We start from the raw sequence: 23,491 nt of genomic DNA, 5'->3' as shown, positions 1-23,491 counted from the left end.
GTCAGCCCTTGAGAATGTTGTCCTTGAAATAGTCGATCAACACCCGCAGCCGAGGGGCGGTCTGCTTCGACGCAGGCCAGAGCATCCACAGGTTGCCGGTGTGGTCGGTGTAATCCCCGAGCACCACCTTCAGCCTGCCGTCGGCCAGCGGCGCGCGGATGGAAAAATCCGGCAGGCAGGCAATCCCGACGCCATCGATCGCCAGATGCGCCAGCGGGTCCGTCGTCGTGCAGGTCAATGCCCGCGAAAGGTTCGGCTGAATGTGCGTGTCGCCGACGCGCAACGGCCAGCGCTCGATCATCCCGGTGGCCGGAAACTTGTGCAGCAGGCAGGTGTGGTGAATCAGCTCGTCGGGGTGCGCCGGCTCACCGCAGCGCTTCAGGTACGCGGGCGATGCCACCAGTTGCAACTGGAAGCCGCCGAGCTTGCGCGCGGTCAGCCGCGAGTCCTGGGGCGCACCGGTGCGGATCACGGCATCGAAACCTTCCTCGATCACGTCCACCATACGGTCGGACATGTCCACTTCCAGCTCGATGTCCGGGTAGGCGCGCATGAACCCGGCCAGCACCGGCATGATCAGTATGTTCTGAATCGGCACGCTGATGCGCACTTTGCCGCGTGGGGTGGCGGACAGCTCATGCAGTTCCAGTTCGGCCGCTTCGACCTCGCTGACGATGCGCTTGCAGCGATCGAGAAACAGCTCGCCTTCGGTGGTCAGAGTGACGCTGCGGGTGCTGCGATGGAACAGCCGCACGCCGAGGCGCTCCTCCATGCGCGCCACGCTCTTGCCCACGGCGGACGACGAGATTTCCAGCAGACGCCCCGCTTCGGTGAAGCTGCGGGTTTCGGCCACGGTGATGAACGCCGTGATGCCGCTGAGACTGTCCATCATGGGTGTGTGCTCTTGGATGGATGAAAGTGATGCATCGTTGGGTGAGACGGGTTGTAGCACTGACTGTGGGGCTGACTCCAGACCGGATTGCGGGACCGGCGATGATCACGACCGTGGGGCGGGTTGTGACCTCGACTGCAGGGGCGGCTTTAGCCGGGAAGGCGTCGGATGGCGCACTGCGGAACTGAGGGTGAATGCGATGGCCTCTTCCCGGCTGAAGCCGGTCCTACGAACAGCATTGCGTGTGTCCAGTCAGTTCCATTACAGATTCGATGCGCCGAGGGGACCGGCTGCGGAACACCGTTGTGGGACCGGCTTTAGCCGGGAAGGCGTCGGATGGCGCAATGCGGAACTGAGGTTGAATGCGATGGCCTCTTCCCGGCTGAAGCCGGTCCTACCAACAGCATTGCGTGTGTCCAGTCAGTTCCATTACAGATTCGATGCGCCGAGGGGACCGGCTGCGGAACACCGTTGTGGGACCGGCTTTAGCCGGGAAGGCGTCGGATATCGCACTGCGGAACTGAGGGTGAATGCGGTGGCCTCTTCCCGGCTGAAGCCGGTCCTACGAACAGCATTGCGTGTGTCCATTCAGTTCCATTACAGATTCCATGCGCCGAGGGGACTGGCTGCGGAACACCATTGTGGGACCGGCTTTAGCCGGGAAGGCGTCGGATGGCGCAATGCGGAACTGAGGTTGAATGCGATGGCCTCTTCCCGGCTGAAGCCGGTCCTACCAACAGCATTGCGTGTGTCCGGTCAGTTCCATTACAGATTCCATGCGCCGAGGGGACCGGCTGCGGAACACCGTTGTGGGACCGGCTTTAGCCGGGAAGGCGTCGGATATCGCACTGCAAAAGTGAGGGTGAATGCGATGGCCTCTTCCCGGCTGAAGCCGGTCCCGCTAAAAGCATCACGTGCATCCAGTGGGGTGAGCTGCAGCCTCGCCAAAGCATGCTTCATGTTCAGCTCCGATTAAGTATCCGGGCGCTAACTTATGAAAACGGCCACCCAGCCTGTCAAACAAGTTTAACGGAGGAATTAAAGCAGATCCGCAGCTCGGCTATTTATAACCCACTACCGATAACTGCCGGCATGCTGAACCCAAGCTGTCTGAGCACGAAATAACAGTCAGATGTTTAAACATCACGCTTCTAACCACGGCAATACTCGAACAACCGTCATATCCAGCTGATAGCCCCGTATCCATTGGATATCACTGCCTGACGAACACACGGAAATGTTACGTGTCACGAACGTTATTTTCATGCGTGTGAGATTAACCTCCAGATCAGGTGATACCGGAACAACGTAATCAGATCTCATCATCTGATGACTCAGTTACATAAATGACACGATGCCCGCAACGGCACCGTTATGAATACCTGCACGTGTTTTAAATAACTTCCCAGGCGGTGCATGTTAGCGCCAGCGGACGGGTGTGTTCAAAACTTGAACTTCAGTGGGACGTTCTCATTATGAATGAGGCTTTTCTTCCTTTTTCCCGCCCCAGTATCGGCGATGAAGAAGTAGCGGCCGTAACCCGCGTGCTGCGCTCCGGCTGGATCACCACGGGCCCCGAATGCCAGCAGCTCGAAGCGCAGTTCGCCGAGCGGGTCGTTGCCCGGCATGCCATCGCTGTTTCCTCCGCAACAGGCGCCATGCACATCGCCTTGCTCGCCCTGGGCGTCGGCCCCGGCGATGAAGTGATCACGCCTTCGCAGACCTGGGTCTCGACGGCCAACATGATCTGCCTGCTGGGCGCCACCCCGGTGTTTGTCGACGTTGACCGGGACACGCTGATGACCGACGCCGATTTGATCGAACAGGCCATCACCCCGCGCACCAAAGCCATTGTGCCGGTGCATTACGCCGGCGCCGCCTGCGACCTCGACCCGATTTACGCCCTGGCTGACCGCCACGGCATCGCGGTCATCGAAGACGCCGCCCACGCGGCGGGCACGGGCTACAAGGGCATGCCGGTAGGCAGCCGCGGCACGGCGATCTTTTCCTTCCATGCCATCAAAAACATGACCTGCGCAGAGGGCGCGATGGTCGTCACCGACGATGCCGTGCTGGCCGATCGCGTGCGCCAGCTGAAATTCCACGGCCTCGGCGTCGATGCCTACGACCGCCTGACCCTGGGCCGCAAACCCCAGGCTGAAGTCATCGAGCCGGGCTTCAAATACAACCTGGCGGACATCAACGCCAGCATCGCCCTCGTGCAATTGCACCGGCTGGATCACATCAACGAGCAACGCCGCCGGCTGGCCAGCCACTACCTGGACCGCCTGGCAAGCAGCCCGGTCATGCCACTGGCGCAGCCCGCCTACCCGCAACAGCACGCCTGGCACCTGTTCATCCTGCGCATCGACCCCGAGCGCTGCGGCCTGGACCGCGACGGATTCATGAAGGCCCTGCAAGAGCAGCGCATCGGCACCGGCATTCACTTCATCGCCACGCACCTGCACCGCTATTACCGACAGCGTTTCCCGAACGTGCACCTGCCGAACACCGAGTGGAATTCGTCGCGGCTGTGTTCGATCCCGCTGTTCCCGGACATGACCCGCGACGATGTCGAGCGGGTCGTCGGGGCCATTGAATCCATCGTGGAAGCGCGCCCTTGAAAGCCTATCCCGTCCGTTATGTGTCCATCGTCATCCCGGTCTACAACGAGGAACGAAGCCTGCCCGAATTACTGCGCCGCACCGAGGCCGCCTGCGCCCTGATCGGTCACGCTTTCGAAATCGTGCTGGTGGACGACGGCAGCCGCGACGCCTCGGCCGAGCTGCTTCAACAGGCCGCCGAGCGACCAGGCAGCCCCGTCGTGGCGGTCATTCTCAACCGCAATTACGGCCAGCACGCGGCGATCATGGCCGGCTTCGAGCAGTGCAAGGGCGACGTGGTCATCACCCTGGACGCTGACCTGCAGAACCCGCCGGAAGAGATTCCGCGCCTGGTGCGCCTCGCCGAACAGGGTTACGACGTGGTCGGCACGGTGCGCAACCATCGGCAGGATTCCGCCTGGCGGCGCTGGCCGTCGAAACTCATCAACCTCGCCGTGCAGCGCTCCACTGGCGTGGCGATGAACGACTACGGCTGCATGCTCCGCGCGTACCGGCGCAGCATCGTCGACGCCATGCTCGCCTGCCGGGAGCGCAGCACCTTCATCCCGATTCTGGCCAACAGCTTTGCCCGGCACACGACCGAGATTCTGGTCGAGCATGCCGAGCGCGAGCACGGCGATTCCAAATACAGCCCCATGCGCCTGATCAACTTGATGTTCGACCTCATCACCTGCATGACCACCACGCCCCTGCGGCTGCTGAGCATCGTGGGTTTTGGCATGGCGATACTCGGCGTGCTGTTCGCCCTGGCGCTGGTTGTTCTGCGGCTGATCTTCGGCGCGCCCTGGGCCGGGCACGGCACCTTTGTCCTGTTTGCGGTGCTGTTCGTGTTCACCGGCGGGCAGTTCATCGGCATGGGCCTGCTCGGTGAATACCTCGGACGCATGTACAGCGACGTGCGCGCACGGCCGCGTTTCTTCATTGAAAAGGTCGTGCGCCGCACCGCTGTTTCCAGCGCCTACCCGGTCAACTCCTCCCCCTCTGCTGATGCCCACAAGGTCGCACCATGAACAAGAAAGCGGTTGTTTTTGCTTACCACGATATTGGCTGCGTTGGCCTGCAGGCCCTGCTCGCCGCCGGGTATGACATCGCAGCGGTGTTCACCCACGCCGATGACCCCAAGGAAACCACCTTCTTCGGCTCGGTGGCGCAGCTGTGCGCGCTGCACGGGATCGCCGTGTACGCGCCGGAAGACCCCAATCACCCGCTGTGGGTTGAGCGCATCGCCCGGCTCGAACCCGATTTCATCTTCTCCTTCTACTACCGCCAGCTGCTCGGCGAACCGTTGCTGGCCTGCGCGAAAGACGGCGCGTTCAACCTGCACGGCTCACTGCTGCCCAAATACCGTGGCCGGGCGCCGGCCAACTGGGTGCTGGTGAACGGCGAAAGCGAGACGGGCGTGACTTTGCACCAGATGGTCAAGCGCGCCGACGCAGGCCCCATCGTCGCCCAGCAGCGGATCTCGATCAGTCCGGCTGAAACGGCCCTGACCCTGCACGGCAAGTTACGTGAAACCGCCGCAGACCTGCTCTCGGACACCCTGCCGTTGCTCGCTCAGGGACGGTTGCCGGGCACACCCCAGGATGAATCCGCCGCCACCTGTTACGGCCGGCGCAGCGCTGCCGACGGTCTGATCGACTGGTCGCTGCCGGCCACCCGGCTGGGCAATCTGGTTCGCGCGGTGACTCAGCCCTACCCCGGCGCGTTCTGCCCGGTGGGTGAGCACAAACTGATTGTCTGGGCCGCCCGCGCAGAGACCGCTTATACCGGCGAAGCCCCCGGCACGGTGCTCGGTTGCGAGCCGTTGCGCATTGCCTGCGGCGAAGGTTCGCTGGTGATCAGCGCCGGCCAGCGCGGCGACAACGGCCTGTACCTGAGCGGCGCGCAACTGGCCCGTGAGTTCGGTCTGGTGGAGGGCTCGCGCTTGCAGGGCATGGACCCTCGCCGCCCGGTCCGACGCACCCGCGTGCTGATCCTCGGGGTCAACGGCTTCATCGGCAATCACTTGTCCGAACGTTTGCTGCAAGACGACCGCTATGAAATCTATGGCATGGACATCGGCTCGGATGCCATCGAACGCCTGCGGACCAGGCCGAATTTCCACTTCATCGAAGGCGACATCAGCATCCACTCCGAGTGGATCGAGTACCACATCAAGAAGTGCGACGTGGTGCTGCCGCTGGTGGCCATCGCGACGCCCATCGAATACACGCGCAACCCGCTGCGGGTGTTCGAGCTGGACTTTGAAGAGAACCTGAAAATCGTCCGCTACTGCGTCAAGTACAACAAGCGCGTGATCTTCCCGTCGACCTCGGAGGTGTATGGCATGTGCCAGGACGCCAGCTTTGACGAGGACACCTCGAATCTGGTGGTCGGCCCGATCAACAAGCAGCGCTGGATCTACTCGGTGTCCAAGCAGTTGCTCGACAGGGTGATCTGGGCCTACGGGCAGAAAGGTTTGCAGTTCACCCTGTTTCGCCCGTTCAACTGGATGGGGCCACGGCTGGACCGCCTGGACTCCGCGCGCATCGGCAGCTCTCGGGCCATTACCCAGCTGATTCTGCACCTGGTCGAGGGCACGCCGATCCGGCTGGTGGACGGCGGCGCGCAAAAGCGCTGTTTCACCGACGTCGTCGACGGCATCGAAGCCCTGGCGCGGATCATCGAAAACAAGGGCGGGCTCTGCAACGGCCAGATCATCAACATCGGCAACCCCGACAACGAAGCCAGCATTCGTCAGCTGGGCGCCGAGTTGCTGCGTCAGTTCGAGGCCCACCCGTTGCGCGACAACTTCCCGCCCTTCGCCGGTTTCCGTGAGGTCGAGAGCCAGTCGTTCTACGGCAAGGGCTATCAGGACGTCAGCCACCGCAAGCCGAGCATCGACAACGCCCAGCGGCTGATCGCCTGGACACCGACCATCGAACTGAGCGAAACCATCGGCAAGACCCTGGACTTCTTCCTCCGGGAAGCCATGGCCGAGAAGGCCGAACCGACTGTCAGCACCGGCGCACGCAGCTGATGAAGGCCGGTCTGCGCATCGACGTCGACACCTGGCGAGGCACCCGCGACGGCGTGCCGCGACTGCTGGACCTGCTCGACGAAGCGCAGGTCAAGGCGACGTTTTTCTTCAGCGTCGGCCCGGACAACATGGGGCGCCATCTGTGGCGTCTCGCGCGGCCGCAGTTCCTCTGGAAAATGCTGCGCTCCCGGGCGGCCAGTCTGTACGGCTGGGACATTCTGCTGGCAGGCACCGCGTGGCCCGGCAAACCCATCGGCCGCGATCTCGGGCCGCTGATGCGCCGGGCCCGGGACGCCGGTCATGAAGTGGGCTTGCACGCCTGGGATCACCACGGCTGGCAGGCCAATGCCGGGCGCTGGAGCGAGGCCGAGCTGAGTGATCAGATCCAGCGCGGCGTTGACGTTCTCAGCGATATTCTCGGCCACCCGGTGACCTGCTCCGCCGCCGCCGGCTGGCGTGCCGACGAGCGGGTGGTGCAGGCGAAAGAGGCATTCGGTTTTCGCTACAACAGCGACTGTCGGGGCACCTCGATATTCCGTCCGTTTCTGGCCGATGGCGCGCCGGGCACACCGCAGATTCCGGTGGACCTGCCGACTTACGACGAACTGATTTCGCCGCAACTCGACGCCCAGGCCTTCAACGACGACATCCTCGGGCGGTTTGCGGCCTGGAAGCTGAACGTCTACACCGTCCACGCCGAGGTCGAAGGCATCGTCATGGCCCCGGCTTTTCGCGCGCTGTTGAGCGAGGCGAAAAACCATGGCGTCGACTTTCAGCCCCTTGGCGCGCTGTTGCCGGACAGACTGGATCACTTGCCCGCGGGCCAATTGGTCCGCGGGGCGTTGCGCGGTCGCGAAGGCTGGCTGGGGGTGCAGCGATGATCAAAGCCGAACATCGCAACATCGCCCTGCTGGTCCTGGCCTTCGCCGCGTTCTATCTGCTGCCGCTGGGGTCCCACGGGTTGTGGATTCCCGATGAAACCCGCTACGCCCAGATCAGTCAGGAAATGCTCCACAGCGGTCACTGGGCCGCGCCACATTTCATGGGCCTGCGCTATTTCGAGAAACCCGCTGCGGGCTATTGGCTGATCGCCGTGGGGCAAGCCATCTTTGGTGAAAACCTGTTTGGCGTGTGCATCGCCTCAGCGCTGAGCAGTGGTTTGAGCGTGATGCTCGCTTACTGGCTTGCCGCGCGGATGTGGAACGACCCGCGCAAGAGTTTCGCCAGTGCGCTGCTGTTCATGAGTTTCGCCTTTATTGCCGGGCAAGCTGGTTATGCCAACCTCGATCCTCAGTTCACCCTGTGGTCCAACCTGACGCTGGTCGGGTTCTGGTGCGCCGTTCACCGCAGCGGGCGTGCGCGACTCGGCGCCTGGACGTTGATCGGTCTGGCCTGCAGCATCGGCTTCATGACCAAGGGTTTTCTGGCCTGGGCGCTGCCGGTGATGATCACCCTGCCCTACATGCTCTGGCAGCGGCGCCTCGGCGAGCTGCTTCGCTATGGGCCGCTGGCGGTGTTGATCGCCATCGTCGTGAGCCTGCCGTGGGTGCTCACGGTGCATGTTGAGGAACCGGACTTCTGGCGATTCTTCTTCTGGCATGAGCATGTGCGACGCTTTGCCGGAGCCGATGCCCAGCACGCCGAACCCTGGTGGTTTTACCTGCCACTGCTGGTGGTGTCGTGCCTGCCGTGGGCTGCGTTGCTGCCGGTCACATTCCGCCAGGCCTGGCAGCGCAGGCGTCGACCCGACATCGGCTTTCTGCTGCTGTGGCTGCTGGTGCCGCTGGCGTTTCTCAGCGTCAGCAACGGCAAGCTGCCGACGTACATTCTGCCGTGCCTGCTGCCGGTGGCGCTGTTGATGGCGGATGGGCTGATCGAACGCCTCAAGCAAGGTCAACTCACCGCGTTGCGCGTCAACGGCTGGCTGAACGCGGCCGCCGGCTTGATCGGGTTGGGCGTGCTGCTCTGGCTGCAACTCCAACAGCCGGTGTACGTCCACGAACCGCTGAACCTGCTGTTGGCGATCATCGTGTTGATCGGCTGGTGCGCGAGCAATGCGCTGCAAGGCCTGCGCCCGATGAAGTATTGGGCCGCACCGGCGCTGGGCAGCTGGCTGCTGGTGGCGTTGCTGCCCGCGGCCCTTCCCTATGACGTGGTGCATAACAAGACGCCTGACCAGTTTGTGCTTGCCCATCAAGCGCAACTGGCAGCGAGCACGCACTTACTGAGCAATGATCTGGGCGCTGCGTCAGCACTGGCGTGGCGGCTTAACAGAACCGACGTGTCGTTTTTCAACACCTGGAACGAACTGGATTACGGGCTGGGCTATCCCGACGTCACAGGGCGCGAAGTCACCCTTAAGGGGATTGCTGAGTGGATGACCCAGGCCCGCCGCGAGGGTCAGGTCGGGGTGGTCATGCGTGGCAGAAGCGATGAGGAGCTGCGCGAGCTCGAACTGCTGCCCAAGGACGCCGAGCGCTATGACGAAGGCAATCTGATCATCCTCATTTACGGGAAGTCAGCGCCATGACCTGGCTGCTGTTGTTGGGCACCTGCGGGCTGACCTGCCTGGGCCAGGTCGCGCAGAAGTGCGCGGTGGAGCGCTGGGGCGGCACGTTCCCCGGCGTGCTCGCGGCCGCGCGCTCGTTCTGGTTGTGGCTGGCCGTGGGCTGTCTGGGACTGGGCCTCGTCGGCTGGCTGCTGGTGTTGCAACGCCTGGAAGTCGGCATCGCTTACCCGATGCTGGGGCTGAATGTGGTGCTGATCACCCTCGCCAGCCGGTTCGTTTTCAAGGAATCCATCGACGCCGTGCACTGGTTGGGCGTCGCGTTGATTCTGGCGGGCGTCGTGCTGCTGGGGCGTCAGGCATGAGCCGGTCAAGTCTTTGCCAATCGGGCAGGCAGCGCGGGGCGACCGCGTGGGCGATGGGCAGCGTGGCGCTGGTGAGTTCGGCGCAGCTGGGCATGCGCTGGGGCATGAGCCGTCTGCCCTCCCCTGATGCCTGGCCGGGTTTGCGCGGGCTGACACAACTGAGCCCTTTCGCCGTGCTGGTGATCGGCGCCGCGATCATTGCCTATGGGCTGTCGATGCTCGCCTGGCTGCTGGCGCTGCGCGACCTTCCGCTGAGTCGCGCCTATTCCCTGCTCAGCGTCAGCTACGGGCTGGTGTATGCCCTCGCCGCGGCGCTGCCATTTTTCCATGAGACGTTCACGGTATCGAAAACTTTGGGCGTCATCCTGATCGTGATGGGCGTGCTGACCATCAACCTTCGGCGCATTTCCAGCACTCCTCCACAGGGCTTTTCTTCATGAGAATCAGCGTTTTCGGTAGCGGGTATGTCGGGCTGGTGCAAGCCACCGTGCTTGCTGAAGTGGGCCACGACGTGGTCTGCATGGACATCGACCAAGCCAAGGTCGAGCAGTTGCGGCAGGGTCAGGTGCATATTTTCGAACCGGGGCTGGCCGGCCTGGTGCGCGAGAACCTGGAGAACAAACGCCTGCAGTTCACCACCGACGCGCAACGCGCGGTCGAGCACGCCGAGGTGCTGTTTATCGCCGTCGGCACGCCGTCCCGCGATGACGGCTCGGCAGACCTGACGGGTTTTTTCGCCGTCGGTGATGCCATCGCGACGTACCGCTCGGAGCCGCTGATCATCGTCGAGAAGTCAACGGTGCCGGTGGGCAGTGGCGACGCGTTGCGCGGTCATATCGACAAGGCGCTGCGCCAGGCCGGTCGCTTGCTGCAGTTCGATATCGTCTCCAATCCGGAGTTTCTCAAAGAGGGTTCGGCGGTCAACGACTGCCGGCGCCCGGACCGCATCGTCATCGGCTGCGACAGCGATGCCGTGCGCAAAGTCATGCGCGAGCTGTACGCGCCGTTCAACCGCAACCATGACCGGATCATGTTCATGGACCTGCGCAGCGCCGAGCTGACCAAGTACGCGGCCAATTGCATGCTGGCGACCAAGATCAGCTTCATCAACCAGATCGCCGAACTGGCCGAGCACCTGGGCGCCGACGTTGAGTCAGTGAGGCTGGGCATCGGCGCGGATTCGCGGATCGGCTACGACTTCATCTACCCCGGCTGCGGTTACGGCGGCTCGTGCTTCGGCAAGGACATTCGCGCGCTGATCCACAGCGCCCGGGAAGCCCATTGCTCCAACGACCTGCTGGCGGTGGTCGAGGCCATCAACGAGCGGCAGAAGAACAAGCTGTTCGAGCGGGTGAACGCCTTTTACGAAGGGGATCTGCGCGGCAAGACGTTCGCGCTATGGGGCCTGGCGTTCAAGCCGAACACCGACGACATGCGCGACGCGCCGAGCCGGGTGCTGATGGAAGCGTTGTGGGACGCCGGCGCCACCGTGCGCGCGTTCGACCCCGAGGCCATGCAAGAGACGCAACGGATTTACGGCCACCGCAGGGATCTGATTTTGATGGGCACGCCGGAATCCACGCTGAACGATGCCGATGCGTTGATCGTTTGCACCGAGTGTCAGCAGTTCAAGGCCCCGGATTTCGAGTTGATCCAGCAACGCCTCGCCGCGCCGGTGATCTTCGACGGCCGCAACCTGTACGACACCGAACGCCTGGCCCAGAGCGGGTTTCACTACTTCCCGATCGGGCGCGGGGAATCCTGCGAGCTGCCGATCCCGCAAAAGCAGTGGATGCCGTACAAAAGTGTGGCGGGTGGTTCGATGGTGTAGCAGCCGACCCCTTCCCGGCTAAAGCCGGTCCCACACAGACTGTGTGAAAACCTAGCCAACCTGCCTCAGATCTAAGAAAATGCCCCGCATCGAAAGATGCGGGGCATTTTCTTATGGCGTACATCCAGGGCGAATCGCGCAACCAGACCAGCCTGTTTCCGGTTTCAATAGATGAGGTCATTCCCGAAGACCATCTTGTCCGAGTCATTGATGCCTATGTTTCGCGCCTGGATCTCAGGGTTCTGGGGTTCGATAAAGCTATTCCCAAGGGCAACGGACGTCCGCCCTACAACCCCGCCGACCTGCTCAAACTCTACATCTACGGCTACTTCCAGCGCATACGGTCTTCGCGCCGGCTTGAGGCTGAGTGCCAACGCAACATCGAAGTCATGTGGCTGCTCAACCGCCTCGCGCCGGACTTCAAAACCATCGCCGACTTCCGCAAAGATAACGCCACTGCGTTCTCCGCAACGTGCCGCGCGTTTGTTCAGTTCTGCCGTTCGGCAGGCCTGGTAAAAGGTGATCTGGTTGCTATTGATGGCAGCAAATTCAAGGCCGTAGCCTCGGCCCGTCGTCACATCAGCACCAAGCACCTCAAGCGCGATCAGGAAAAACTTGATCGCCGGATAGCGAAATATCTGGAGGATCTGGACAGCGCGGATCGCGACGAAAATGAAGAGGTGGTGGATCGAAGCGCTGTTAAAACGGTACTGGCAAAACTGACCGCCAAGCGGGACGACAACCTGACCTGCCAGGCACTGATGGACGAGCTGCAAATTACGCAATTCATCAGCACCGAAAGCGATGCGCGGATGATGCGAGCCCCGCAGGGCATGGCCGTTGCCTACAACGTGCAGACCGCAGTCGACGCTGAAAACAGCCTGATCGTGCACCACGAAGTCACTCAGGATAGCGACGATCGAAAGCAACTGGAGCCGATGGCAAAAGCGACTCAGGAAGTGCTGGAACAGCCGAATCTGACCGTCACGGCTGATGCTGGATACTCCAGCGGCAAGCACTTCCAAGCCTGCGACGACGCGGGCATCACAGCGTATGTACCGATCAATCGAACCATCAACAGCAAGGTCGAAGAGCCCTCGTTTTTCCGTCGGGAAGACTTCACCTATGATCGTGAAAATGATCGTTATCAATGCCCGACCGGCCATTTGCTGACGCTGGTTCAGTTGAACAAGGGAAAGCGTTTCTACCGCGCCAGCGCTGGCGCTTGTGGATCCTGCGCCCTTAAAAACCAATGCACCAAGACCAAATACCGCTCGATCACACGTCATGCCTATGAAGATGCATTTGAGCGAATGGCGCTGCGAATGCAGGCCCACCCGGAAATCGTCGAGGCTCGACGAAGCATCGTTGAGCACCCGTTTGGCAACCTCAAACAATGGATTTACGGCAATGGCCGGTTCCTGCTTCGCCAGCTCAAAGGTGCGCGAACGGAAATGGCGCTGGCGGTGAACGCCTACAACCTGAAAAGAGCGATCAACGTGCTGGGTGTGCGCCGAATGATGGAGTTACTGGCCTGAGGAAGGTCTTTTTCTTCTCTGTATAAATGGAAAATGCCCCGAGTTGATCGGGGCATTTTTTTTGGTTAGCTGCTGAGTAGCTGGTTTTCACACGGTCTGCACAGTAAGGGCCCGGCGCCAGCCCCGCGGAATGCACGCGATGCTTTTAGTAGGACCGGCTTCAGCCGGGAAGAGGCCTTTTTGTGCGCCACAAGATCCGCAGTGTGACGCCTGACGCCTTCCCGGCTGCAGCCTGTCCCACAATAAGGGCCCGGCGCCAGCCCCACGAGTTCTTCACACCCCTCAAACCAATTTTTGACAATCGCCGCCCTACTATCCCGTCACTGTCGCGAGGGTGGAATCATTACTATGCTGGTTGTTGAAGATCTGGTGCTGGACACCGGAAAATACAGGGCCTTCCGCGCCGACAAACACTTGAAACTTAACCCGACCAACATCGATATCCTGGCGCTGCTGATGCTAAGAAGTCCCGCTATTGTCAGCAAGGAAGAGATCGCCAAAATGCTCTGGGGCGAACAAGGTACTGACAAGAGCACCGGCCTCGGCACCCGCGTCCATCAAATCAGAAAAGTTGTCGATGACGGTTTTGCCTATCCGTTGGTTCATACGGTGTATGGCGTCGGTTATCAACTGTGCAAGTAAGCCACTCAATACCTTATGTTGTTTCAGTCACCCCCTCCCTCTCCAGTTGCTTCCAGTCTTGCGGATTGATAATGCCCCTGATCACTGGCCTGTTGCGCTTGTCCAACGAGATAAATACCGCCCCGTCGTATTCGCTGGTTTCGGCACTGGGATAACCCTGCTGACTTTCCAGCTGACCGATGCATTCGCTGTGGGTCACCAGGACCAGATTCCGGTTGATCGCCTTGTGCGCCATGACCCGGCCGAGGTTCATGTTCTCGCAATCAACCAACCAGTCCTGGGACGCCACCGGATGGCCAAACAGGGATTGGGCGGTCTGCGCCGTGCGTGTGGACGGGCTGGCGAGGATATCGGTCTGCGCTAACCCCAACTGACCGAGCGAACGTCCCACCTGGGCAGACACTTGGCTGCCGTTGCGGGTGATGCCGTCCTTTGGACCCAGGCACTCATTATCCGACCGATCGCAGCGCTCGCCGTGGCGCACCAGCACCACCACTTCGCCTTTCTTCCAGCCCTCGTAAAGACCCGCCCTGCTCATGTTTTGCCCCCTGACGAGGTCAATCGGCGAACGGGGCCAACAGGTATACCCCGTTAACAGCAGCAGCGACACGACGATGCCCGAGGCGGTCAGCAGTACACGGAATTTACTGGCGCTGTTGAGTAACTTACCCGCTATCAGTGCGGGCGATACATTGACGTGTTCGCGCATCGTGTTGCTCCGACTGTTCAGTCCATGGCAGATGGAAATCTGCGGCATTGAATGGCAACAAGCGTAAACAGCGATGCATGGTTATTTGGTTAAGGGCTCGTGAAAAATACAGTGATGATCAAGCGTGACCACTTTCAACAGGAGAACAAGACACGCGACTAAACGATCATGGGGTACGACGTTTCATACCCACGGCGTCATCTTGTGAGTAAAACCCTCAGCACGCCGTATCTATCAACGCCGTTTTCACATCGTCTTCACCGCGAGCTGACCCGGTCACCCGTAACTTCCGTCAGCGCCGACTTATTTCCCGGCGAAGTTATGAACCCCAATTATCGGGACACTCAGCGTGCGAAACCAACGATCACGATTTTATGCCTGGAACCTGGGTTTACCGATCGCCATTGCCCTGGCGATATTCGTGGTCTTCGACCTGACTTCGCTGGACGAGGTCATCAGCAACTGGCTGTATGACCCGAACCACGAATTCCCGTTTGGCCACAATCGCCTGTTTGAAAACCTGACCCACCGCTGGCCGCGGATCATTCCCGACCTCACGGGGGAAGCCGCGATCATCGGCTCGCTCCTGTCATTTCTCTGGCCGCTGTTGAAACCGGGGCGACACGACCGGCTTATCAGGTCGCTGGAGAGGTTGCGCATCGCCCCGCTGCTGCGCTTCACCGCCCGCCACCGGCGTGACTTCCTGTTCATCGTTGTCTCGTTCGCCGTGACCACCGGCATGATCCACTTCTTCAAAAGCCACACCAGCATCTACTGCCCGGTCGAAACGACGCTGTACGGCGGGACGATGGAGAAGAAGGAGTGGTTCGAGAATTTCAGCCTGTTCCATGAAGCCGGCGCCGGTCGCTGCTGGCCGGGTGGGCATGCCTCCGGCGGCTTCACCATGGTCGCGCTGTACTTCGTCGCGCGCCGGTATCAATGGCGCCACGCCCGCGCGATCCTGTATGCCTCAATGATTCTGGGGGCGATCTACGGCACCACGCGCGTCCTGCAAGGCTGGCATTTCATGTCGCACACGTTCTGGGCCGGGGTGATCGTGTGGATCGGTGCGCTGCTCACTGCCCTCGCCTTCTACGGCTGGCGACAGCTTGCCCCTGGGCCCGTCGAGGAGGCCAGTACCGCGCTACGGAAGCGGTCGGTGTCCGGGCCCAACGGAGTCACCGATCTGTAAATGTGGCATGAGCGGGTCAGCCATCCAGGCGTCGATCCAGCCGCGAATCAACGTCGCCGGCATTGGCTCGGCGATGCCGAAACCCTGACCGATCTCACAACCGAGCTGCAACAGGCGTGACGCCTGGGCAGGGCTGTTGACGCCCTCGGCGATGACTTCGCGACCGAACGCGCTGGCCAGCCCCAGTATCGCCTGCAGGATCGAGATATCGCCGGGGGCGTCGAGCATGCCGTGAATGAACGTCTGATCGATCTTCAGTTGCGCCACCGGCAAGCGCTTCAAGTAGCTGAGGGACGAATACCCTGTGCCGAAATCGTCCAAGGCAAAGCGCACGCCCAGTTGCTCGCACGCACGCAACGTGCGCGAGACGCCTTCGACGTCTTCCAGCGCGCTGGTTTCGAGGATCTCGATCATCAGCATTTCCGGCCCGACATCAGGGTGTGCTGCGAGTCGCTCGGTCAGGTTCGCCACAAAATCAGGGTGCTGAAGTTGCCGTGCCCCGACGTTGATACTCACCGCCAGATGCAGCCCTTCCCGTTGCCAGCGCTCGATCTGGCTCAAGGCACTTTCGAGCACCCACTCACCCACCACCTCCGCCAGTGAGCTGCTTTCGATCAGCGGCAGAAAACTGCCCGGCAACAGCAGTCCGCGCTCCGGATGCTCCCAGCGCAGCAGGGCTTCCGCACCGACGACCGCGCCCGTGCGCAGGTTGACCTTGGGCTGAAAATACAGGCGCAGTTCCCCCTCGCGAATGGCCTGATCGATACGGTCCAGACGCGCGTTGTGCCCACGCATCTCCTGGTCATGCTGCGCATCGAACACGTGGAAACGGTTCTTGCCCTCGAGTTTCGCCTGGTACATCGCCTGATCGGCCTGGCGCAGCAGTTGATCGGCGCTGATCTCGTTATCCTGCGGGTAGTAACTGACGCCGATGCTCGCCGACAGCGTCAGGTTCAGCGCGCCCACCTGCACCACCTCGCTGGCGGCCGTGAGCAGACGTTCAAGGATCGGCGCGCTGTCGCAGAGCTGGTCAAGATCGACGATCAGCGCCACAAATTCGTCTCCCCCCAGACGCGCCAGCGTGCAGGCCTCGTTCAGGACGTTCTGCATGCGCCGGGACACGCTGGACAGTACCCGGTCCCCCACGTCATGGCCGTGCAGGTCATTTATCGCCTTGAAGCCGTCCAGGTCCAGGTAACCCAATGCCAGCCGGGTGCCGTTGCCCAAGGCATCGGCCATCGCCTGTTGCATGCGCGAGGCGAGCAGAACGCGGTTGGGCAAGTGGGTCAGCGGGTCGTAGTGGGCCACGTATTCCAGCTGCCGCTGGTAGCTGTGCAGTTCGGTGACGTCGGTGAACAGCGAGACGTAATGCTGGGTAACGCCATGGGCGTCGACGATGGCGGTAATGGTCTGTCGCGCGGCATAGGCCGAGCCGTCGCGCCGGCGGTTCCACAAGTCGCCCTGCCAGTAATGCTCGGTCAGCAGGCTGCGCCAGAGGCTGACGTACTCGGCACGCGGGGTCATGCCGGAGGCAAGAAAGCGCGGGTTCTTGCCCGTCGACTCATCGCGTTCATAGCCGGTGATGGTGGTGAACGCGTCGTTGACCTCGATGATCGCGCCGGTCGGGTCAGTGATCATGATGCCCTCGCGCGCGTGGGTGAATACGCTGGCAGCGAGGTTGAGGCGATGTTCGATCTGCCGGCGCGCGGTGAGGTCGGTCAGGGTCACGCGGATGCCGCTCGTCTCGCCGCCGTGGCGCACGCAGTTCAGCCGGGCCTGCCAGTGCGTGCCGTCGGTGCGCTCCAGGCTGAGATCGCACTCCTCCGCTTGCCCTGTGCGACAGACTCGGGCGAATACCTGCTGCCAGTGGTCGCGGTCCCGGCTGACGACGCGGCCGGCAAAGCGCCGTTGCAACAGGCGGTGGCGCGGGTAGGTCAGCAGCGTCTCGCCGGTGCGGTTGACGGCTTCAATGACCCCTTGGCGCGTCAGCGTGAGGTAACCCACCGGCGCGTTTTCGTACAAATCCAGGTAGAGGTCGCGGGAGGCCTCGAGGGCGGACTGGGCAACGCGCAGTTCCTCGTTCTGCATCTGCAACTCGGCCTGGTGCAATTGCAGGTCATGCAGCAGCCGGGCGTTGTCGTCCGGGTCCGGGATGTCGGGAGGGTTCGCCGGATGAACGATATGGGGCTCGAAAGGCGGGGGTTTCATGGTCGTCCCGCACCTCAGGCGTGTGAAGTGTCAGGCTGCATCGCCAGAAGAATCAGGTGCGGCCGCGTGGCATCTCCCACCACCCGACGGGCATTCAGGGTGATCGCTCGCGGGCCTGCATCGGTCAGTTCATGCTCCACGACGAAGCCATCGAAGCTGGTGTCGTTTTCCAGCAGGGTGCCGAGCTTTTGCCGCAGCGCCGGGATGTCCCACAGGCGATTGTTGAGTTCAAAAAGTGTGCGACCGGTGGTCAAGGGCACAGTGGTCGGGAACGTGCGGTAATAGGAGCGACTGGCGGACACAACGCACAAGTTTTCGTCCAGCACCAGCAGCGGCTCGATGACCGTGTCGACGATGGCTTCGGCCAACTCGCGCGCCGCCTGCACGGCCTTCTGGTTGGCGATGCGGCTGTTGATGTCGTGAAAGGTCATGACCACGCCGTCAATGACGTTGTCCAGCGTGCGGTACGGTGCCAGCCGCGCCAGGAACCAGTTGCCCGACACAGTGCACAGTTCGATCTCTTGCGGGATCAACATGTCGAGCACCTCCTGTGCGGGGACCAGCAGGTCCATGGAGTGAATGTACGAAGAGATATCGGCCAGTGGCCGCCCCACATCCTTGGGGATCAGGCGGTAGATCTTCACGGCGTCGCGCGTGAAGCGGCGAATGATCAGCTTTGTGTCAAGAAATATAGTCCCGATATTGATGCTGTCGAGGAGGTTCTTCATGTCATTTTGCATGTCGCCGAGCTGTTCGATCTTCGTTTGCAGCTCGGCATTGACCGTGACCAGCTCCTCGTTGACCGATTGCAGCTCTTCACGGGAGGTTTCCAGCTCCTCGTTGGACGACTGCAATTCTTCGTTGGTCGATTGCATCTCTTCGTTGGCCGCGCCCAGTTCCTCGTTCAGGTGCTGCAACTCATCAATGGTCGCCTGCAGGTTCTCCCGTGTGTACGCCAGGTCGTGCTCCAGCAGCCTGACCCGCTCGGGCGCCAGATGTGCGGCGGTATCCGGTACCGCGTCGGGCGGAATGTCCGCGCCGCTGGCCGGTTCCTGGAACGTGATCAGGAGCAACTGCTCGCCCTGAGCCGTGTTGCCCATCCGGCGCACGCTGAGACTGACCCAGCGCGTCGCGCCGTCACCGCTGACCGGCAGCGGCCGGGTGGCAGTCGGCTCGGCGCTGAGGGCGGCACGCTGCACCGCACTGCGCAGGTCCAGCTGCAGGCCTTCGCGGGCCATTTCGACGACGTTGAGGCTGGGTTGCCCCGGCGCAGGGCGCAGGTAGCGGCCGGTGTCGCCGTGGACATACAGAATGTTGCCGGTCAGATCAGTGACCACCGAGGCAGGGCCAAAGTCCTGCAGCAGCGCCCGACGGGTCAGTTCGGCAATGTTGGTTTCCTTGGTCATGGTCGCGGGGCGGTCCGGGGGTCGGCTGATGGGGCTGGGCAGCCACGACAGCGTGCTGTCCATCGGCATGGATTTAGGGGTTCGGGTCTTCACGGCCCGGTAGAACTTCCATTTGCGCTGCAACGGCGTGAACAGTGTGGCATGCCCGCCGATGCTCTCGGAAGGCGAGAGAAACAGCACGCCGTCAGGCTTGAGCGCGTAATGAAAGGTCGGGATCAGGCGGTTCTGCAGCGCATGCCCCAGGTAGATCATCAGGTTGCGGCAGCACAGCAGATCGATACGGGTGAAGGGCGGATCCTTGATCACGTTCTGCACCGCGAACACGATCATCTCGCGGATTTCCTTCTTCACCCGGTAACCGCCTTCGACGCGACTGAAATAGCGCTCCAGGCGCTCGGCGCCGACGTCACGGGCGACGGAAAGCGGGTAGAACCCGGCGCGGGCGATGCTGATGGCATCGGCGTCCAGGTCGGTGGCGAACACCTGAATCCCCGGCGCCACCCCGGCAGCCTGACCCTGCGGATGCAGGAGCTCGTACAGAACGATGGCCACCGAGTAGGCCTCTTCACCCGTGGCGCAACCGGCAATCCACACCCGCAGCGGCTCATCGCCAGCCTTGGCGTCGATCATCGGCTGGAGGATCTGCCGCTGCATGACCGTGAACGCGGCCGGGTCACGAAAGAACTGGGTGACGTTGATCAGCAATTCGCTGAACAGCGACTTGCATTCCTCCGCCGAGCCCTGCAGCAGCCTCAGGTAGTCGACCTGACTGGCGAGGTTCATGATCTGCAGCCGTCGCTCGATGCGCCGCGCGATGGTGCTCTTCTTGTACTGGGTGAAGTCGTGGCCGGTCATGGTGCGCAGGTGCAGCAGAATCTGCTCGATGGCGTCGCCCTGCATCGTCGACGGTGCCGGGCCGTCCGGATCCGTGCCGCCGGTCAGTACGCCGGGCATTTGCTCGACGCTCATCACATGACTGGCGTTGCCCGCCTGGATCGCGCTGTCGGGCATGCCGCTGTAGGTCGCCTCCTCCGGCCACTGCACCAGGGTTCTGCCGCCGTGATCGAGGATCGCCCGGCAGCCGGCGGTGCCGTCCGCACCGGTACCGGACAGAATCACGCCGACCGCCCTCGTCCCATGGTGCTCGGCCATTGAGGCGAAGCAGGCGTCGATGGGCAGAGGGTGACCGCGCTCGCCCTCGTAGCGGGTCAGGACCAGCGCGTCGGCCGTCACGCTCAAGCCATAGTGCGGCGGGATCACATACACGGTGTCGGCGTCGAGCGGCGCGCCATGGCTGGCCTCGACGACCCTCATGCCAGTCGAGCGGGCGAGGATTTCGGTGAGCAGGCTGGGCGTGGTCGGTGCAAGGTGCTGGATCACCAGAAAGCTCATGCCCGAATCGCTCGGCATCAGGCTCAGGAAGCGCTGCAGCACTTCCAGACCGCCCGCGGACGCGCCAAGGCCGACGAGCAGTCGGCCCTGGGGGCGGGGGTGCTGCGCGATGTCGGACACGGGATCCCTCATGTGGCAAATGGACGCGGATGATGCCCGCTGCCGGCCGGCCGGGCAATGGCGGATAGGCCGCCAGGCCTCGCCGATGAGTCGCCCCGACGGGTCGACAAGCCAGACAGGCGCCTGCATTAATGTCACACTGACGCCCGGCCTGTCCCTGATAGCGCTGTGCCATACTCTACGTATGCCGGGTCACAGCGTCGCGCGTCAATGCCGTTCATCCAGAAGCGGAAATATCTTCCCGCGCCCCCAGTCCATCCCTTTCTCTGAACCACTGTGTCGAGATGTCGCCCATGAAGTCGGACAACGTACAAATTGGCCCGCTGGATTTCCTGCTGGGCGGGGGTGAGATGGGGCGATTGATCCGGGATTTCGACTGGGCGTCGACGTCACTGGGGGATCCGGCAGCGTGGCCGCAGTCTCTGCGCTCGGCCATCAGCATCTGCCTGCACTCCAGCTTCCCGACCGCGATCTATTGGGGCAAAGACTTCTGCCTGCTGTACAACGACGCCTGGGCACCGATCCCGGCGGATCGTCACCCGGCGGTACTGGGCCACCCGGCGCGGGAGGTCTGGCCGATTATCTGGGACGTCGTCGGGCCGCAGCTCGAAGCCGCCGTCCGGGATGCCGAGGGCTTTTCGGCGTTCGACCAGCGGTTGATGATGGAGCGTGGCGGGAGCCTGGTGGAGACGTGGTGGAACTACAGTTTCACGCCGATCCGCGGGGAAAACGGGCGCATCGCGGGCATCCTCAATCAGGGCCACGAGGTCACTGACCGGATTCTCGCCGAGCGTCGCCGTACGGACCAACTCGTCCGTCAACGCAAGATGTTCGAGCAGGCGCCCGGCTTCATCACGGTGCTCCATGGCCCCGAGCACCGCTTCGAATTCGTCAACCAGTCCTACACGCGGCTGTTCGGCGAGCGCGATTACGTCGGCAAAACCATCTACGAGGCATTCCCGGAGCTCGCAGGCCAGGGCTTTTATGAGTGGCTCGACGGGGTCTACCGCACCGGCGAGCGCCTGGTTCAGCAACACACCCCGATCCAGCTCAGTCACCCGGACGCCCCGTGCGAAGTGCGCTACCTGGATTTTATCTATGAGCCGCTGCTCGATGATGCCGGCCAGGTGACGGGTATTTTCTGCGAAGGCCACGACGTCACCGAGGCGCATATCTCCCGGGCGGCGCTTGAGGCCAGTGAAGCGGCACTGCGCGAGGAAACCCGCACGCTGGAGACACTGAATCGGGTGAACGCCGAGCTGGCCCTCGACCTGGACCTAAAACGACTGGTACAGACCGTGACCGATGCCGGACGAGAGATGACCGGCGCACACATCGGCGGCTACTTTCACAACGTTGCGGGCGATCACTTCGATCTCTTTACGCTGTCTGGCGCGCCGCCCACGGAATTGGCCCGGTTGCCAGGCCCGCGGGCGAGCCCGGTGTTCGCGCCGGCGTTCCTCACCGAGGGCGTGATGCGCTCCGACGACATTTTGCCGGACCCACGCTATGGCGGCATCACGCCGCATTTCGGCTTGCCGGCCGGCCATGCGCCGGTGCGCAGCTACCTGGCAGTCTCGGTGGTGTCGCGCTCGGGGGAGGTGCTCGGCGGACTGTTCTACGGCCACTCGGAGCCGGCGCAGTTCAGCGCGCGTCACGAAGCACTGATGTCGGCGCTCGCCGCTCAGGCCGCCATCGCCATCGATAACGCGACGCTGTTCCAGCAGGTGCACAGCGCCAACGAAACCCTCGAACAGCGGGTGCTGGCCCGTACCCGGGAATTGTCTGAAGCCCACTCGGCCCTGCGCCAGGCGCAGAAGATGGAAGCCGTGGGCCAGCTCACCGGCGGCATCGCCCACGACTTCAATAACTTGCTCGCCGGGATCCTCGGCAGCCTGGAAATGATCGAGCGGCGCATCTCCAACGGCCGGGTGGACGGCCTGGACCGCTACGTCAGCGCGGCCCATGACTCGGCCAATCGCGCCGCCCAGCTCACCCAGCGGCTGCTGGCGTTTTCCCGTCGCCAGACACTCGACCCCAAGCCGACCGACGTCAACCGCCTGGTGGCGGGGATGGGTCAGCTGATCTCTTCGACCCTCGGCCCCTCCATCGGCACGCGGACGATCGCCAGCGGTGACCTGTGGCTGAGCAAGATCGACGCGCCGCAGCTGGAAAGCGCGCTGGTCAACCTCACACTCAACGCCCGCGACGCCATGCCGGAAGGCGGCGAACTCACGGTGCAGACCCGCAACGTCTCCTCAGACAGCGCCGCGGGAGTGGCCGCGCAGCTGCCCGAAGGCGACTTCGTGGAAATCAGTGTCAGCGACACCGGCATGGGGATCGCCCCGGAGATTCTCGATCGGATTTTCGACCCGTTCTTCACCACCAAACCCATCGGCCAGGGCACGGGCCTGGGGCTGTCAATGATTCACGGCTTCGTGCACCAGTCCGGCGGGACGATTCAGGCGCGTTCCACCCACGGCGCAGGCACGACGGTTTCGCTGTATTTGCCGCGTTACCTGGGAGACAGCCATTTGGCCCAAGCCCGCAGCGCACCCCAGAACCGCAGCAGTGGCGAATCCGTTCTAGTGATTGACGACGAACCCCACGTGCGGATGCTGATGTGCGACGCCCTGCGCGAGCGCGGTTATGCCGTCACCGAAGCCATGGACGGACCGTCGGGCTTGCAGATGCTGCGGTCGATGACCTCGATCGATCTGCTGGTGACCGATGTCGGGCTGCCCGGCGGCATGAATGGCCGGCAGGTCGCCGATACCGCCCGTGCGCTGCTGCCTTCGCTGAATGTGCTGTTTGTCACCGGCTACGCGGAAAATTCGGCGGTGGGCGGTGACCAGCTCGAAGCCGGAATGGCCGTGCTGCTCAAGCCTTTCGGCATGGACAGCTTCACGCGGAAGGTCAGCGACATACTCATGGCGTCACCCGCCTCGCCCCCTGCGGAGCGCGACGGCCGCGGGGTGGATGACTGATCAGTCAGCTTTTTTACACCGACCCATGGAACTCACAGGGCCGGCATGCCCCTAACCACG

15 protein-coding genes and 1 pseudogene are annotated in these 23,491 nt (G+C 62.6%); 12 read left to right on the top strand and 4 right to left on the bottom strand.

Annotated elements, in window-relative coordinates; translation table 11 throughout:
• Position 1: 1 nt before the first annotated feature.
• A complete protein-coding gene (locus tag M1E04_RS11220) occupies positions 2-889 on the bottom strand; it encodes a LysR family transcriptional regulator (RefSeq protein ID WP_456293177.1) in 888 nt (295 codons plus the stop codon).
• Positions 890-2,367: 1,478 nt separating this feature from the next.
• On the opposite strand from M1E04_RS11220, the gene arnB reads away from it, so the two are divergent.
• The 10 genes and pseudogenes from arnB to M1E04_RS11170 all read left to right on the top strand — a co-directional run bounded on the left by arnB (position 2,368) and on the right by M1E04_RS11170 (position 13,417).
• Complete coding sequence (arnB, locus tag M1E04_RS11215) at positions 2,368-3,516, top strand: UDP-4-amino-4-deoxy-L-arabinose aminotransferase (RefSeq protein ID WP_456292990.1); 1,149 nt, start codon at positions 2,368-2,370, stop codon at positions 3,514-3,516.
• Positions 3,513-4,526: an undecaprenyl-phosphate 4-deoxy-4-formamido-L-arabinose transferase gene (arnC, locus tag M1E04_RS11210; protein ID WP_456292989.1), complete on the top strand. Its 1,014-nt coding sequence runs from the start codon at positions 3,513-3,515 to the stop codon at positions 4,524-4,526. Before arnB ends, arnC begins: the two co-directional genes overlap by 4 nt.
• Positions 4,523-6,535, top strand: a complete 2,013-nt coding sequence (gene arnA / locus M1E04_RS11205; protein ID WP_456292988.1) for a bifunctional UDP-4-amino-4-deoxy-L-arabinose formyltransferase/UDP-glucuronic acid oxidase ArnA — start codon at positions 4,523-4,525, stop codon at positions 6,533-6,535. Before arnC ends, arnA begins: the two co-directional genes overlap by 4 nt.
• Complete coding sequence (arnD, locus tag M1E04_RS11200) at positions 6,535-7,416, top strand: 4-deoxy-4-formamido-L-arabinose-phosphoundecaprenol deformylase (protein ID WP_456292987.1); 882 nt, start codon at positions 6,535-6,537, stop codon at positions 7,414-7,416. Before arnA ends, arnD begins: the two co-directional genes overlap by 1 nt.
• The gene (gene arnT / locus M1E04_RS11195) at positions 7,413-9,065 is read left to right on the top strand and encodes a lipid IV(A) 4-amino-4-deoxy-L-arabinosyltransferase (protein WP_456292986.1); all 1,653 of its coding nucleotides are present in this window, start codon (positions 7,413-7,415) and stop codon (positions 9,063-9,065) included. The genes arnD and arnT overlap by 4 nt, the downstream gene beginning before the upstream one ends.
• Positions 9,062-9,406 carry an EamA family transporter gene (locus tag M1E04_RS11190; RefSeq protein WP_065989001.1) on the top strand — a complete coding sequence of 115 codons (345 nt, stop codon included), beginning with the start codon at positions 9,062-9,064 and terminating at the stop codon, positions 9,404-9,406. The genes arnT and M1E04_RS11190 overlap by 4 nt, the downstream gene beginning before the upstream one ends.
• Before the next feature lie 53 nt (positions 9,407-9,459).
• Positions 9,460-9,865, top strand: a pseudogene (gene arnF, locus M1E04_RS11185) (4-amino-4-deoxy-L-arabinose-phosphoundecaprenol flippase subunit ArnF).
• Positions 9,843-11,237: a UDP-glucose dehydrogenase family protein gene (locus M1E04_RS11180; RefSeq protein ID WP_456292985.1), complete on the top strand. Its 1,395-nt coding sequence runs from the start codon at positions 9,843-9,845 to the stop codon at positions 11,235-11,237. Before arnF ends, M1E04_RS11180 begins: the two are co-directional and overlap by 23 nt.
• Positions 11,238-11,350: 113 nt before the next feature.
• The gene (locus M1E04_RS11175) at positions 11,351-12,775 is read left to right on the top strand and encodes an IS1182 family transposase (protein WP_456291445.1); all 1,425 of its coding nucleotides are present in this window, start codon (positions 11,351-11,353) and stop codon (positions 12,773-12,775) included.
• A gap of 348 nt (positions 12,776-13,123) precedes the next feature.
• Positions 13,124-13,417: a winged helix-turn-helix domain-containing protein gene (locus M1E04_RS11170; RefSeq protein ID WP_456292984.1), complete on the top strand. Its 294-nt coding sequence runs from the start codon at positions 13,124-13,126 to the stop codon at positions 13,415-13,417.
• Positions 13,418-13,430: 13 nt separating this feature from the next.
• Here the strand turns inward: M1E04_RS11170 and pmrG are convergent, their stop codons facing one another.
• Complete coding sequence (gene pmrG / locus M1E04_RS11165) at positions 13,431-14,126, bottom strand: lipopolysaccharide core heptose(II)-phosphate phosphatase PmrG (protein WP_456292983.1); 696 nt, start codon at positions 14,124-14,126, stop codon at positions 13,431-13,433.
• A gap of 349 nt (positions 14,127-14,475) precedes the next feature.
• Between pmrG and M1E04_RS11160 the strand changes: the two genes are divergently transcribed.
• Positions 14,476-15,318, top strand: a complete 843-nt coding sequence (locus M1E04_RS11160; RefSeq protein ID WP_456292982.1) for a phosphatase PAP2 family protein — start codon at positions 14,476-14,478, stop codon at positions 15,316-15,318.
• Here the strand turns inward: M1E04_RS11160 and M1E04_RS11155 are convergent.
• Together M1E04_RS11155 and M1E04_RS11150 are read right to left on the bottom strand one after the other, a co-directional pair.
• The gene (locus tag M1E04_RS11155) at positions 15,271-17,526 is read right to left on the bottom strand and encodes a putative bifunctional diguanylate cyclase/phosphodiesterase (protein ID WP_456292981.1); all 2,256 of its coding nucleotides are present in this window, start codon (positions 17,524-17,526) and stop codon (positions 15,271-15,273) included. The two genes, M1E04_RS11160 and M1E04_RS11155, sit on opposite strands and share 48 nt — an antisense overlap.
• Before the next feature lie 14 nt (positions 17,527-17,540).
• Positions 17,541-20,444 (bottom strand): chemotaxis protein CheB, encoded by a 2,904-nt coding sequence (locus M1E04_RS11150; protein ID WP_456292980.1) that lies wholly within the window; start codon positions 20,442-20,444, stop codon positions 17,541-17,543.
• 293 nt (positions 20,445-20,737) lie between these two features.
• Between M1E04_RS11150 and M1E04_RS11145 the strand changes: the two genes are divergently transcribed.
• Positions 20,738-23,431: an ATP-binding protein gene (locus M1E04_RS11145; protein WP_456292979.1), complete on the top strand. Its 2,694-nt coding sequence runs from the start codon at positions 20,738-20,740 to the stop codon at positions 23,429-23,431.
• Positions 23,432-23,491: the final 60 nt, after the last annotated feature.

The sequence above is a fragment of the Pseudomonas sp. AK106 genome, assembly GCF_053903055.1.
This window is presented reverse-complemented; position numbering and strand designations above follow the sequence as displayed.